Genomic DNA, 14505 nt, shown 5'->3' on the forward strand with positions numbered 1-14505 from the left:
CATGCCGACCGGAACCACGGAGACGATGAACCGGTCCTTCCGCCGCCGCACGGCACCACACCAGGCCAGCACCGCAGCGACTTTCGACCAGACGACCGCGCCATCCGGACCTCAGAGCGGGGCCACGAGCTCCGCGCTGGTTCGCCAGAGTCGGGCGGCGACGTCCTGGTCGTAGCTGGGCTTCGAGGAGCGTTTCTGCTTGCCGTTGCGGAAGAACTGCCCCCGGACACCGTTCAGGTCCGGGCTGGAGGCGAGCAGGACCGACGTTGCTGCGCCCCGCTCGGGTGTCCGCATGAACGGGCGGACGAGGGGGACGAACACGCGTTGGGCGCGACCGGGGTCGTCGGCGCCGAACGCGGTGCGAACCACCCCGGGGTGCAACGCGTTCGCGGTGACGGAAGTCCCTCGGAGCCTGCGAGCGAGCTCGTGGGTGAACAGGACGTTGGCGAGCTTGGACTGGTTGTAGGCGCGGGCACCGGAGTAGCTCCGTTCGCCTTGCAGGTCGTCGAAGTCGATGCTCCCCATGGACTCCGCGTTGGAGGAGACCGTGACGACCCGACCGTCGGAGCTGTCCTTCAGCCGTTCCAGGAGAAGGGAGGTGAGCAGGAAGGGAGCGAGGTGGTTGATGGCGAAGGTGCGCTCGAGGCCGTCGTCGGTGACGTGCCGGGTGTTCCAGTAGCCACCGGCGTTGTTGATGAGGACGTCGATGCGGGGGAGGGTGTCGAGGAGCTCGGTGGCCAGCCGTCGGACCTGGGTCTGAGAGGACAGATCCGCGGTGTACGCGTCCACGTGGCTCTGGGTCGCGCCACGGATCTGGCCTGCGGCGTCCTCGGTCCGGATCCGGTCCCGCCCGACCACAGCGACGGTGGCGCCCATCTGTGCCAGGCGCTGGGCCGTGGCCCTGCCGATGCCGCCGCTGCTGCCCGTGACCACCACGGTGCGCCCAGCCATGCGGTCGGTACCGGTGTGCGTCATGGCGTGGTCCTGGCTGTCGGGACGAGGGCGGGCGTGAGGTCGATGCCGGCGGTGACTCCAGCGGAAGTCCACACGTTGCCGTCGTGGACATAGATGGCGTCCGGATCAACTGTCACGTCGGTGTAGGTGTCGCCGCGCAGTCCGCAGTCCGCCCAGTGCGTGGCGGCTCGTCGCCCGTCCAGAAGGCCGGCCGCGGCGAGGAGCGGTGGGTTGGGGATCTCAGCCAAGCTGGAATCAGACGATGCTCGCGCCTACGATCAGGGCGGACATGAGCAGGCTTGCGAGGGCGCCAGTTGGGCGCGCGGAGGCCGGGAGGGCGTGCTCGATCCACGGCAGGTCGGGCCAGCGCAACGCTGCTTTGAGCGCGCCGGCGCTCACCAGTGCAACCAGGAGGAACCACACTGCCAGCGGTGTGGTGACCCAGTTCATGTTGAGCCACGCCATGGCCAGGCCTGCCGCGGCTCCGCCGAAGCGACTGAGCAGCGCCCAGCGGCTCTTGGCGGCGAGCGGGCCGTGGGTCCTCCAGGCTCCCGTCGCGAACGCGGCGACGAGCCAAGCGATGGCGGCGATCTTCCAGTCGTCCAGAGCGTCGGTGACCAGCGCAACGACGGCGAACGTGGTCATCGCCCTCAGGTAGTCCACCCGGAGTATTTGGCGCGCCCGCTCCGGCATGGTGCCGTGGGACTGCGCGAGAGCCGTGATCAGGGCAGCCACGAATCCGATGGCCATGCCCAACGGAGCGTGCAGTGCCAAAGAGGCAGTGGTGGCGAGAACGATGTAGGTCATGACATGCCTCCGAGGAGAGTGAGTGCGGCGTCCTCGACCGGCGCTCTGGTATTGGACAGGATGATCACCGCTCGATGGTTGGCCCGGTCAAGCGCGATCGTCGCGCAGAAACCCCCTGTGGCGCCGCCGTGAAAGGTCACGGTCTTTGCGTCCAGCTGCATGGTGTTCCAGGCGTAGCCCACCCGGGTGCCGTGTCCTTGGTCCCATCGCGGGGTGAGGGCGGCCATGCCCGGTGCGCTGCCGTTCAGGAGCGCCGTCGCGTACGCCGTCATGTCTGCCACGGTCGAGCGCATCCCTCCCGCTGGCGCCCATGCGTGCGTGACCGACGCCTTGTGAGGTTGCCCGTCTGCGCCGTAACCCTCCGACGCATCTGCCGGCAGGTCGCTACCCGTGATGGGAACAGTCGTGCTGCTCATGCCGAGCGGCCCGAAAATGCGCTGCTGCATCAGCTGGCGATAATCGGTGTTGGCCACTGAGGCCAGGCCCTCGCCGAGCAGGGCGGTTCCCAGATTGGAATACGCGTAGCGCCCCCGGTTGGTCAGTCGCGCCGAGCGGGCCACGTCGAGCAGGTCCGGGAGATTCTGCGTGAAAGCATCTCGGTGGGTCAGCAACCGCAGGTTCTCGGGAACCGTGGGGCTTGTCCCCACGCGAGGAAGCCCGGAGCGGTGGCTGGCGAGCTCTGCCAGTGTCACGTCCTCGACGGGAGTCCCGCGCACCGGCAACAGGTCACCCAGCTTGGTGTCTGCCGTGACCTCCCCGCGTGAGATGGCGTCTGCCAGCGCGGCGGAGGTGAACGTCTTGGTGACTGAACCGATCTCGTAGACGGTGGTTTCGTCGGCGCCGAAACCGGCATAGCGGATCGTGCCGGCGTCGACGGTGGCGATGCTCACCACGTCCAGGGCGCCCCCCAGATGGGGAAGACTTTGGGCCGCCAGGTCCTGGTCCCCGGTCACCTGCGTCGACAGGGAGGGTACCCGCGGCATGAATGCGAGGCCCAGGAGTGCGACCAGCACCCCCATGATGGTTGCGACCACGACGCGGGCTGGGTTGGGGTGCCACCCCGCGCTTGGAGCGACGTGAGGGTCGTGACCGGTGGGGCCGTCTCCGCCGGTGCTCATCGGTTCGTCCGTTCTGCCGCGGAAGCGACCGCGACAAGAGCCCGCGGGGTCGGTGACGTCTGACGAACCGGTAGCGATGGCAGCAACTGGCGTCGGACCGAGATCTGGAACGCTGCGAAGGGATGGTTGTCGATGGGGGACATCAGCTGCACCTCTGTGCGTAGTAGGAACGGACGAGCTCGCCGATGTCGGCGGGCGCCTTCGCCGGAGAGCCGGCATCGAAGGGGGGTTGAGGGTCGTACTCGAGGGCGAGCTGCACGGCTTGGGCGACAGCCGGGCCGTGGCTGAGGCCCAGGAGGGTCAGGGCCAGGTCGATGCCGGCAGAGGCACCGGCCGAGGTCAGGACCTTCCCGTTCTGCACGACCCGCTGCGCGCTGTAGGTGACGCCCGCGTCGTTCAGGCGCTGCGCTGACGCCCAGTGCGTGGCGGCCGTGCCGCCATGCAGCGCGCCCGCGGCCGCGAGGTAGCTGGACCCGGTACCGACACTGAGCGTCCACGTCGTCGACGGGTGCACCATGCGGAGCCAGTCGACCAGCGCGGGGTCAGGGTCGCACGAACAGTCGCTGCCGGGGACGATGACCACGTCGGCGGACTGGACATCACCAAGGCGCGCGGACGCTTGGAGCGGGCAGAGCCCGGTGTCGTCGATGACGGGGCCGGCGGAGGTGGCCACGAACACGCTCTGGATGCCCGGTGCGGCGGCCAGAACCTGGAAGGTGCCCACCACGTCCAGCGCGGTGAACCGAGGGTAGAGCAGGTAGGCAATCTTCATGAATTCAGCGTGTGGCCGCGCCGGTCGAGCCACAAGGACACATCCTTGACGATGACGGCCCTGCCCCGGCGTACCGTCGACGCATGGACACGCAATGACCGAGGCGATGGCAGCACCCTCGAGCGAGGCGTGCCTCGAGCCATTCACCGAGCGGCGCGTGGTCATCGTGACCTTCGAGTCGGGGCAGATTCTCGATGTCACCGGGCCACTGGAGGTCTTCTCCCACGCCTCCCGCTTCCTGCCCTCGGTTCGCTACCGCACCCAGGTCGTGACGAACGGTGGCGGCCCCGTCGTCGCCAGCTGCGGACTTGAGTTCACGTCCTCAGCGGTCAGTAACGTCACCGAACCAATCGACACGCTGTTGGTGGCCGGTGGCGCCGGCATCGACACGGCCGTCGCGGATACCGAACTGCTCGACCAAATCCGACGACTCGCCGGTAACGCACGGCGCGTAACTTCTGTGTGTTCCGGCGCGTTCCTCCTGGCTGCAGCCGGGCTCCTCAATGGACGACGTGCCACCACGCACTGGGCGGACTGTGGGCTCCTCGAAAGCACCTACACCGACGTGACCGTCGACCCCGACGCCATCTACGTCAACGATGGCAACGTGTGGACCTCCGCAGGAGTCACGGCCGGCATCGACCTAGCCCTCGCGCTGGTCGCCGACGACCACGGACGTCAGGCCGCCGCCACCGTCGCGCGTCAGCTAGTCGTCTACCTCCAGCGCACCGGGGGTCAGGCTCAGTTCTCCGCGCTTCTTGCGGGACAGGCAGCTGCCACCGAACCGGTTCGCGACCTGTTGGCCTGGCTGCGAGACCACCTCACCGACGACCTTTCCATCGCAGCGCTCGCCCGGCAGATCAACCTCTCCGAACGGCAGTTCACCCGTGTGTTTAAGGCCGAGGTGGGAGCCACCGCAGCGGACCACGTCGAAGCGGTCCGGCTCGACTCCGCATGCCGGCTCCTCGAGAGCACCAACAGAACCATCGAACAGATCGCGAAGACTTGCGGTTTCGGCACACCCGAAACCATGAACCGGGCCTTTCGTAGGCGGCTCAACACCACCCCCGGCGAACATCGCCACCACTTCCGCGGAGACCAAGGTCTCCGGACCAATCCTGCAGACGAGCGGGCCAAGACCGCACAGCAGTAGGGCACATGCAGTGGTTTCGCTGATGTCGTCTGCTAACACACGGAAGGCTCGGGTCATGGACGCTGCCATGTAATGGGGCAAAGCGCAGACACTGCAGGCCGAGTGCGAGCCCCGACTCCACAAGGCGGGGAGGGGGAGTCTGAGGACCCACACTCCGTGTCGTTGTCACGGGGCCAGCCGCTACACGTCGTGAGCGTGCTCCCAGCGTTGGCGCTAGTCCTTCTTGTGGTCGCCGGGCTCGTCCTCGCATCCCTATGGTTCACCGACTACCGTCATCCGTCCTTGCCGAGGCGTGGATCCTGGGAATCGTCGCCCTGAACACGGCTGCGGCGAGCGGAGGCCGTGAGGGCCCGCACGGGAGTCGGCTACATCCCAAGCTCGCACGCGTCCATGAAGCAGTTGCGCCACTTAGCTCTCGATTTCTTCTGACCAAGAGACATCCGCCCATAATGATCGACATCACCGATGGTCCAAGCGCGTCCCCGGGGTGCCGCGGTGGAACGAACCCGAACTTGCGCGATCTCGACGCGCGTTCGGCGGTGTTGCCCTTCGATTCCCGAAAGGGCGCGCTGACCTACGTCGACGCGGTCCCGTGAGGCTGAGTTGCCACTCGCCCTTTCACCCCAGTTCTTGTCCAAAGTCGGCCGGTAGACCGGTGGCCTGATCTCAATTCGACTGCGCCCGGCCGGGGCGCCTTACGGCGGGCGTTGTGGAGTTTGGCTGAGGTCTACGACTCGTGGCTGCCCAGCCCGGCCACGTCCACCTCACCACGCGAGCACAGGATCACTACCCCTCGGTCGAAAATGCCGCAGCCGGTGCGTGCACGGTCCCGGTAGGTCGACCCGTCCGGTCGCAATGAAGCATGGCGACTTAGGGGGTTGTAACGCCGCTTAGTCGATGCGCGGCAAGAACCTCGGCAGTGCGCTCCGTCGCAACGGCTGGGTGCAAGGAAGGCTGCACGGTCGCCGCCAGCGTCCTGACCCTCTTCAAGACCTAGGACGGAACCGAGAGCAGGAAACGCCGCCACATCCGACAGCGCGCGAAGCGCTGGGCTACCGAGCCGCCCGAGGTCTGACCCGGGCGCAGTCGAGTCTCAGTGAGTCGTCGCGGCGTGTGAGTGACGAGGTGTGACAGGTAGTCCGCCGACAGAGAGGGTAATAGTGATGATCTGATCATTTCTCTTGACCGAACGATCTTTCAGTCGCTACTGTGTTCCTATGAGTTCGATGACGACTACACAGATCCCACGTACGGCCGGACAGCCAGGCCGTGCCGTGGGCCTGTCCGGCCGCCCGACGTGGCCCTCGAGCATGCCTGGCCTGTGGGGTGTCTTGGCTTGGGTCATCGTTCTGTTGACCCTGACGCCGCTGGTCTGGCTGGTTAGTACAGCGCTGACTGGCGGCAACCCGGGTGCCTCCTTGGCCAACTTTCGCGAGGTTCTCGGCACCGGAGACTTCCTCGCTACATACGTCAACAGCTTGGTTGTCTCACTGTCAACGACCCTTTTCACGGTCGCGTTCGGGGTGACGAGTGGGTACACGCTCGCGCGCACCCGGACCCGGTCGACCCGGTGGATGGGCATCTGGATCGTCCTTGTTCGTATGGCGCCGCCGATGGGGTTCGCGTTGCCGTTCTTCCTCATGATGCAGAAGCTGCAGTTGCTCGACACCTACCCAGCCCTCGTCCTTGTCTACCTCACTGTCACGTTGCCCTTCGCAACTTGGCTGATGGCGGGCTTCTTTCAAAGCATCCCGGTCGAGCTCGAAGAGGCAGCTCGCATCGATGGCTGCAGTCGAATTCGCGCCCTCTTCTCTGTCGTGCTTCCTGCAGCTCGACCCGGCATCGCCACCGTCGCGATCTTCTCCTTCATCGCGTCATGGAACGAATTCTTCTACCCCCTCGTCATCGCCGGACGCACCACAAAAACGGCCTCTCTTGCCCTGCAGGGCTACGTTTCCTCGGCTGGCATCGAAACCGGGCTTCTCTGCGCCGGTGCCGTGCTGGTTCTACTTCCCGCACTGCTGTTTACCGCCCTCGCCCAGAAAGGCCTTGTGCGTGGACTCACGCACGGGGCTGTCAAGTAAAAGGAGCTCGACCAATGACAACGACGTCCCCGCGGTTGTTCACCCTCGCAGCGGCTGCTCTGCCGTTGACACTTCTAGCGGCCTGCTCCGGCGTGGCGGGGGGTGGCGCAGAGAATGACTCCGACACAAAAGGCGGTCGCGTGAGCCTGCTCTTAGTGGATCAGCCGTCCACGAAAGAGTTGCAGTCAACTCTCATTCCCGAGTTCGAGCGTTCCAGCGGGATCGACGTCAGTGTCGAGATCGTCCCTGAGTCCGGCCTCGACGCCAAGCTCGCCACGGCGATGTCCGGCAACCAAGCGCAGTACGACGTCGTGATGACCGGTGCCAAGAACCTTGGCACCCTTGTCTCCTCCGGGTGGTTGCAGCCGCTGGATGACCTCGTTGCCAAGTCCGACGAGGCCTACACAGCGGGGTTCCCCGAGACACTCATACAGAACCTCAAGATCAGCGACAAGAGTTACGCAATGCCCTACCAGGTGGGCGCAGATATGCTCTTCTACAACAAGGACCACCTGACAAAGGCCGGCCTCGACGCTGCGAACCCCCCCAAGACCCTCGACGAAGTCGTTGCTGCAGCTGCCAAACTTAAGCAGGCCTCCAAGGTTACGCCGTTTGTCGCCCGGGGCTCGCGCGAGGGCAACGAGAACTCGTTCAGTTGGCTCATGCTGTGGTTCCTCGAGGGCGGCCGCTGGCCCGAGAACGCCAAGGGAACTGTCCAGCAGGACGCTGCCGTCCTCACCGAGGCACCAGCCATAAAGGCTACTGAGGCCTACTTCAAGCTCCTCGGCGAATTCGGGCCGGATGGCGCAGCGAACTACACGTTCGCTGAGGCTCAGAAGGCCATGCAGGACGGAAGAGCATCGATGTGGATCGATGCCGCGCAGCTTGGCCCGGCACTCGAAGGTGACGGATCCAAGGTCGCCGGCAAGGTGGGCTACCAGGCTTTGACTGGCAAGGGTGGAGACGACTACAACGTGGGCGCGGTCTGGGGATTCTCGATCGCCAAGGCCACCCAAGACCCCACCGATAGCTTCGAACTGATCGAGTTCCTGACCTCGAAGGAAACTGGGGTGGCACAGGTTGTGTCAGGCACCAACGGGTCGACGGGCCGCACCGACGTGCTCGAGGACGCCGACGTGAAGAAGGCTCTTAACCCTGAGTTCGTCGCTGCCCTCACCGAGGCCATCGCGCACACCAACCCCGCCTACACGCCTAACATCCCGGAGGGACCGCAGATCCGTGGCGCCCTCGCCTTGAGCCTTAGTCAAGGGCTCACCAGCACTCGCGACGCAGCTAAGACAATGAAGGCCGCCAGCGACCAAGTCAAGGGCATCTCCAAGTGACGGCCACGCCGCTCGGTCGCCAGGCTGACCCGACGGGTCGGCCCAGCCGTCTCAGTCGCGTCCGCCAGGCGACCGACGGCGACGGAGCGTTCTATCTGCTCATCGTCCCCCCCTTCCTGATCCTTTTCCTCCTCACTGCCGTACCCCTGGTATCGCTGATCTGGACGTCGATGCAGGAATGGAACCGCGCCTCACCGGTCCCGCCGGACTTCATCGGGCTGAGCAACTTCACGGCGCTGATGGGGGACGCCGCCTTCTGGAAGGCGGCCGGCCTGACGGCATACCAAGTCTCGGGCACGGTGATTCTCCAGATCATCTTCGGCTTGGGCATAGCCCTGCTGTTTTCACGGCAGTTCCGTGGCGTAGGACTCGCGCGCGCCCTTTACCTAGTACCGATGATGTGCGCGCCCGTAGTCGTCGGGCTTATGTGGAGAGTGCTGCTGCAGACGGACAATGGACCCGTCAACCGCATGCTGGCTGTGATCGGTATCGGTCCTATCGACTTTCTCGGCGATCCCGCCCTCGCCATGCCCTCCGTGATCGGGACTGATCTGTGGCTCTCAACCCCCTTTGTGGTCATCATCCTGCTCGCCGCCCTGCAGGCGATCCCTCAAGAAATCAGCGAGGCCGCGAGGGTCGACGGTGTTAGCCCTTGGCAGATGCTGCGCTGGATCATCTTGCCCATCATCAAGCCGATGATCATCCTCGCAACGCTCTTCCGGACCATGGATGCCATTAAACGGTTCGACACGATCTACGTAATGACCGGCGGCGGCCCAGGCAACTCGACCGAGACGCTCGACTTGCACGCCTTTGCCTACGCGTTCACCTACCTCGACGTCGGCAAGGGAGCAGCTATCGCTGTCGTCATGCTCGCCCTGATCATCGCCATCTCATCACTGCTACTGCGAGCCATTGACCCTACGACCGGCTCTGCCAAATGATCCAAGGAGAATCCATGTGGAATGACCTGTTCGCGGTAGACAAGCCAATCATTGGTATGTGCCATCTGCCGGCCCTGCCAGGCGACCCGCACTACAGCAGCCGCCAAGGCATGCGAGACATCGTGGACTACGCCCGCCGGGAGGTTCTTGCACTCCAAGAAGGTGGCATCGACGCCATTCTTATCTCCAACGAGTTCTCGCTGCCCTACCTGACGAAAACAGAGCCGATCACCGCCGCCGCCATGGCTCGCATTATTGGCGAGGTCATGACCGACATCACCGTGCCGTTCGGGGTCAACGTGCTCTGGGACGGTCGCGCGTCGATCGACCTGGCCGTTGCCACAGGTGCGTCCTTCGTTCGCGAGATATTCACCGGTGTATACGCGAGCGACTTTGGAATCTGGGATACCAATATCGGTGAGGTCGCTCGACACCGGAGCCGTGTCGGCGCCGAAGACGTGCGCATGCTTTTCAACATCGTCCCTGAGGCAGCGACTTACCTCGCCTCGCGCGACCTCGCTGCCATCGCCAAGTCAACGGTTTTCAACGCCCGCCCTGACGGCCTTTGCGTTTCGGGTCTGACCGCAGGAGCTACCACCGATACCGACAGCCTTCGCACAGTCAAAGAGGCGGTGCCTGGCACGCCTGTAGTCGTTAATACCGGTGTCAAAGACACAACCATTGCCGACCTTCTCTCTGTCGCTGACGCGGCCATCGTCGGGACCTTCCTCAAGCGAGATGGCCTCTTCGCAAATCCCGTGGACCCGAAGCGAGTTGAGAAATTGATGGCCGCCGTGAGCCGCGCACGAACACCGGCCTCGCCCGTTCCCGTTGGGAAGGTTGGATGAGCACTCCGGTCTATATCGGAATCGACGTGGGCACCTCCGAGACCAAGGGCGTGGCCACGGGGTCCGATGGATCGGTTCTGGCCTTTGCGAGTTGCGCGCACCGGGTTCGAACCCCTGCACCCGGGCACGTAGAGCACGATCCCGAGGAGGACTGGTGGGAAGGCTTTGTTGCCGTGCTGGGCGAGCTCTTGGGCAACCCGGAGGTAGATGCCTCACAAGTAGTTGCCCTGTGCTGCAGCGGAATCGGTCCGTGTGTTCTGCCCGTGGACGAGCAAGGCATCCCGTTGCGCCCCGCGATCCTGTACGGCGTAGATACCCGCGCCTGGCGCGAGGTCGAGGAATTGACGCAGCGGTTTGGCGCCGACGCCGTTCGTCAACGGTGTGGCAATGACCTTACGGCGCAGTCGGCGGGGCCAAAGATCGCGTGGCTTGCGCGTCACGAACCGGATGTGCACGCCAAGGCTCGCTGGTTCCTGACCTGTCAGTCATTTCTGGTTCTGCGCCTCACCGGACGTGCAGTGGTCGACCATGCCACCGCGGCCTACTTTCATCCCTTCTACCGGCTCACCGAGCACCGGTGGGACGTCTCCGGCTGCGGTGACCTCGTGCATCTCGCGCAGCTGCCCGAACTGGCTTGGAGTGGCGAGCCCGCTGGCACCCTGCTCCCACAGGTGGCGGCAACCTTCGGGTTGCCATCAAACGTCGTCGTCGCGGTGGGGACCGCCGACGCGGTTGCGGACGCCGTGGCCTCGGGGGTGCATGGCTCAGACGACCTCATGTGCATGTACGGCTCATCCGGGTTCTTCATCGCACCTACGCAACAGCCGCGGCCGGCGACCGGACTCTACTGCGCGCCCGGCGTTGAGCCCGGCCACTGGATCCTCGCAGGCGGCACCAGCACAGCCGGAGCATTCGTCCGATGGGCAACCGAACTGCTCGGAATCACTGACGCTCAAGGAAACCCAGACTGGGTCCAGCTCGAGGAACTCGCGGCCCAGGCGGATGTGGGTTCCGGTGGCGTGACGGTGTTGCCTCATCTCGCTGGTGAGCGGACGCCGTTCGAAGATCCGAATGCTCGCGGCGTCATTGCCGGGCTCGCGCTCGATCACGACCGGTCCCATGTCGCCCGAGCCGCCATCGAGGGCGTAGCGACCTCCATGGCCTTGGGAATCCTCGCGGTCCTGGAAGCTGCCGAGGGGTGCTCTCCATCCAATGAACGATCGGCGCCTCGTGCAGTGACCGCGGTCGGGGGAGGCACTCAGAGCCTGATTTGGCTGCAAACGGTCTCAGACCTCACCGGACTGATGCAGAGAACAATCGCCCCCGGAGTCGGCGCGGCCTTCGGTGGCGCGATGCTGGCTGCGGCAGCTCACGGGTCCGTGGGCCTCGACGTCTCACGGGATTGGGTCCGGCCGGCACTGATCCTGCGTCCTGATCCCGACCGGGCCGCGGTGCTACGCCCTGGGCTCGAGGGCCAACGAGAGATATATGCGGCGATGCGCGCCGTACGCGAGCATCGAGCTTATTCAACGGCCGACACCAAAGAGGTTGTCTCGTGATCCCCACCTGGTCTGATCTTGCCAGTGCCATCTGCGAGGGTCTAACCGTTGAGCGCGGAACGCATGTTGCCGTCACGCTCACCGACACGTCGGCGATGCCTCTGTGCGATGCGCTTGTGGAGGAGGTGCACCGTCGCGGTGCATTGCCACAGGTCGTGCTTGTGACCGATAGCTTTGAACGGTCAGCCTTTATCCACGCCGATGACGAAACGTTGCGCACTCCTGGGCCCCTTGAGGCCGCGGCCTTGGAGTGGGCGGACGTCTACGTGGCTCTCAGAGCGATGGTGCCCCCTGAAGCCACCCCACCTGCCACCGGGCGTACGGCCTCCGATGATGCCCGGCGCCGCGTGCTGCAACGTCTGGCCAAGGGTGACATCTCGTCGTTGAGGTGGCAGCAATCCCGGTGGGCCATCGTGCGGGTTCCTACCTCGGAATGGGCCCTGTGGGCCGGCGTCCCCGAAGCACAGTTCATTGCAGAGAACATTAAGGGCTGCCTGATGGACTGGCCCGCCCAGCGACGCCGATGGGAGGGCCTAGCCCAGGCTTTCACTGAAGCACGCACGGTGCAGATCATCTCCGAGGACACCGACCTCACCCTCTCCGTTGCGGGGCGCACGTGGGCCGTCTTCGCTGGCGAGTCAAACTTTCCGGACGGAGAGCTGGCTAGCGCACCGGTCGAGGACGGCGTTCACGGCTATATCACCTTTCCTGGAACCTTCGCCTTCGCCGATACGACCTTCACCGACTTGCGACTCACCTTCGAAGCAGGAGCATGCGTCGACGTTTACGCCCGGGCCGGCGAAGAAGTTGCTCGAGGCTTGGTAACGGCGGACCAAGGTGCCTGTCGTATTGGAGAACTCGGCGTCGGGGTCAATCACCTCATACAAACTATGGTGGGCGACCTCTTTGTCGACGAGAAGATCCTAGGAACAGTTCACATCGCCTTGGGCCGGGCCTACCCCCAGTGCGGCGGCGTCAACAAGTCCAGCCTGCATTGGGACTTGGTCAAGGACCTTAGGCCCGATGGTGCAGGACGAGGCGGCGGTAACCTCCTCATCGACGGCGTCCCGGTTCTACATCAAGGAGCGCCAGTGGGTGCTCTTGTCGACCACCTCGACCCTTTAGCCCTTCTGCCGAAACTCTCCTCCCCCCACTACGCGAGGACTTAAAGATGAACCCTCATATTGCTGCTCCCATTGTCCAGATCGCCATCGACGTGACGGAACCAGCGCGGGCCATTGCGCTGGCGCACTCCGCCATGGAGGCGGGAGCCGACTGGTTGGAGGTAGGTAAACCATTCATCGAGTTCAACGGGCTCGCCGGGGCGCGCGAGCTCATTCAAAGCGTCCCGGACGCATACTGGCTAATCGACCTCATGGTCATAGCCGGGTCGCGCCGATACGTCGAGGCAGCAAAGGGACTCAACGCACGGAACGTCACCGTCAGTGCATTGTCCCCAGAGGCAACTGTGGACGAGGCCATCACGCTTGGCCGAGAGGCGGGCGTCGACGTGACAGTGGACCTCTTCAACGTCGCCGACCCCGTCGCGCAAGCCCGGCGCACGGAAGCACGTGGCGCCCCTTACGTCATGGTGCACATCGGAGTCGATCAAAAACGTCTCGGAGGGGATGAGCATGCCATCGACCTCCTTCGAAAGGTCGTGAACGCCGTCTCAGTCCCAGTGAGTTTCGCCGCTTATGACGTCGAAGAGGCGCGCGCAGCAGTCGAAGCGGGTGCATCGATCATCGTCCAAGGCGAACCGCTGATCTCCGCGCAGGACGTCGACGGGGTGTTGCGCGACTACATAGACGCCGTGCACGCCTTCCGACCCCGCGGTGACTCCAAGCCGGCCCCCGAAGGAAAGTTCGTATGAGAATCGCCGTCATCCGCCGCGACGCAAACCGCGTCAAACACCTGTCAGTCGAGGAGGTGCCCGAGCCCATCGCGGCGCCAGGGCAGATCACCGTGCGGGTCAGCCACGTCGGAGTCTGCGGTTCCGATCTACACGGCTTCCTCGATGCCTCGTCTACCGCCCGCGAGGACGGCTTGGCCATGGGTCACGAGATCAGTGGGCACGTCGAAGCTCTCGGCGAGGGAGTCACCGGTCCAACTGCCGGCACGCTCGTCACGATCGACCCGCAGGTGGTGTGTGGCGAGTGCGTCGCTTGCCTCAAGGGGTGGATCTCCATCTGTGAGCACAAACGTGTTCTGGGATCCAGCTTGCGCGGCTTTGAGCAGGGTGGCTTTCAGCAGGTGATCGCAGTGGACGCGAAACTCGTACACGCGGTTCCAGCCGCGGTCGGGCCGGAAGATGCGGCACTGGTTGAGCCGCTCTCCAACGCTTGGCATGTCATTGATCGCGCCAAAGTGTCACCCGAGGATCTCGTTGTCATCATCGGCGCCGGCCCCCTCGGTCTGTGCATGATCCAGTGCCTTCGCGCTCGCGGCGTAATGCGGATAGTCGTTGCTGAACCTTCAGCCACCAAGCGTGACATCGCGACCGCCATGGGCGCGAGTAACGTCGTCGACGCCTATATCCCCGGTGAGCTTGAAGCGGTTGTCGCCAGCTTGACCGACGGTGTCGGCGCGGATGTCGTCATCGAGTCGGTAGGCGTATCGGCGACCTACCAGCAAGCACTTGAACTCGCGCGCAAGCGGGGGAAGGTAATGTTTTTTGGTGCGATTACGAGCGTGGTCGAACTGCCACTCTTGCGGATATTGCATCGGGAACTTGAGCTCATCGGGTGCACGGGCGCCAACGACGAAACCGGTCCGGCCATCCGAGCGCTGGCAGACGGCACAATCGACCTATCAGCCATGCCACGCGCAACAGCCGGTCTTGCGAACGCGGAGGACGCCTTGGGCTGGCTCGCCGACCCCACATCTGGCATTGTGAAGTTGTTCATCCAGCCCTCGAGATAAG

General features: G+C 64.6%; 14 protein-coding genes. 9 read left to right on the plus strand and 5 right to left on the minus strand.

Features of this window, described 5'->3' with window-relative positions:
* Positions 1–111: 111 nt before the first annotated feature.
* From V6K52_RS03830 to V6K52_RS03850, 5 genes are all read right to left on the minus strand, one after another.
* Positions 112–975: an SDR family oxidoreductase gene (locus V6K52_RS03830; protein ID WP_353952580.1), complete on the minus strand. Its 864-nt coding sequence runs from the start codon at positions 973–975 to the stop codon at positions 112–114.
* Positions 972–1202: a DJ-1/PfpI family protein gene (locus V6K52_RS03835; RefSeq protein ID WP_353952581.1), complete on the minus strand. Its 231-nt coding sequence runs from the start codon at positions 1200–1202 to the stop codon at positions 972–974. The genes V6K52_RS03830 and V6K52_RS03835 overlap by 4 nt, the downstream gene beginning before the upstream one ends.
* 7 nt (positions 1203–1209) lie before the next feature.
* Positions 1210–1761, minus strand: coding sequence for a hypothetical protein (locus V6K52_RS03840; RefSeq protein ID WP_353952582.1), 552 nt, complete (start codon positions 1759–1761; stop codon positions 1210–1212).
* Positions 1758–2879, minus strand: coding sequence for a serine hydrolase domain-containing protein (locus V6K52_RS03845; RefSeq protein WP_353952583.1), 1122 nt, complete (start codon positions 2877–2879; stop codon positions 1758–1760). The genes V6K52_RS03840 and V6K52_RS03845 overlap by 4 nt, the downstream gene beginning before the upstream one ends.
* A 142-nt stretch (positions 2880–3021) precedes the next feature.
* Complete coding sequence (locus V6K52_RS03850; RefSeq protein WP_353952584.1) at positions 3022–3651, minus strand: DJ-1/PfpI family protein; 630 nt, start codon at positions 3649–3651, stop codon at positions 3022–3024.
* A 106-nt stretch (positions 3652–3757) separates the two neighbouring features.
* On the opposite strand from V6K52_RS03850, the gene V6K52_RS03855 reads away from it, so the two are divergent.
* From V6K52_RS03855 to V6K52_RS03895, 9 genes are all read left to right on the plus strand, one after another.
* The gene (locus tag V6K52_RS03855) at positions 3758–4804 is read left to right on the plus strand and encodes a helix-turn-helix domain-containing protein (protein WP_353952585.1); all 1047 of its coding nucleotides are present in this window, start codon (positions 3758–3760) and stop codon (positions 4802–4804) included.
* A gap of 1217 nt (positions 4805–6021) precedes the next feature.
* The gene (locus V6K52_RS03860) at positions 6022–6888 is read left to right on the plus strand and encodes a carbohydrate ABC transporter permease (RefSeq protein WP_353952586.1); all 867 of its coding nucleotides are present in this window, start codon (positions 6022–6024) and stop codon (positions 6886–6888) included.
* A 140-nt stretch (positions 6889–7028) separates the two neighbouring features.
* Positions 7029–8231 (plus strand): sugar ABC transporter substrate-binding protein, encoded by a 1203-nt coding sequence (locus tag V6K52_RS03865; RefSeq protein ID WP_353952587.1) that lies wholly within the window; start codon positions 7029–7031, stop codon positions 8229–8231.
* Positions 8228–9175 carry a sugar ABC transporter permease gene (locus tag V6K52_RS03870; RefSeq protein ID WP_353952588.1) on the plus strand — a complete coding sequence of 316 codons (948 nt, stop codon included), beginning with the start codon at positions 8228–8230 and terminating at the stop codon, positions 9173–9175. The genes V6K52_RS03865 and V6K52_RS03870 overlap by 4 nt, the downstream gene beginning before the upstream one ends.
* 14 nt (positions 9176–9189) lie before the next feature.
* Positions 9190–10023 (plus strand): BtpA/SgcQ family protein, encoded by an 834-nt coding sequence (locus tag V6K52_RS03875; RefSeq protein WP_353952589.1) that lies wholly within the window; start codon positions 9190–9192, stop codon positions 10021–10023.
* Positions 10020–11582, plus strand: coding sequence for an FGGY family carbohydrate kinase (locus V6K52_RS03880; protein ID WP_353952590.1), 1563 nt, complete (start codon positions 10020–10022; stop codon positions 11580–11582). The genes V6K52_RS03875 and V6K52_RS03880 overlap by 4 nt, the downstream gene beginning before the upstream one ends.
* Entirely contained in the window at positions 11579–12751 is a 1173-nt protein-coding gene (locus V6K52_RS03885) for an aminopeptidase (RefSeq protein ID WP_353952591.1), read from the plus strand. The genes V6K52_RS03880 and V6K52_RS03885 overlap by 4 nt, the downstream gene beginning before the upstream one ends.
* Before the next feature lie 2 nt (positions 12752–12753).
* The gene (locus tag V6K52_RS03890; protein ID WP_353952592.1) at positions 12754–13455 is read left to right on the plus strand and encodes an orotidine 5'-phosphate decarboxylase / HUMPS family protein; all 702 of its coding nucleotides are present in this window, start codon (positions 12754–12756) and stop codon (positions 13453–13455) included.
* Entirely contained in the window at positions 13452–14504 is a 1053-nt protein-coding gene (locus V6K52_RS03895; protein WP_353952593.1) for a zinc-binding dehydrogenase, read from the plus strand. The genes V6K52_RS03890 and V6K52_RS03895 overlap by 4 nt, the downstream gene beginning before the upstream one ends.
* Position 14505: the final 1 nt, after the last annotated feature.

Source organism: Knoellia sp. S7-12, assembly GCF_040518285.1.
In the GTDB taxonomy this organism is placed as follows: domain Bacteria; phylum Actinomycetota; class Actinomycetes; order Actinomycetales; family Dermatophilaceae; genus Knoellia.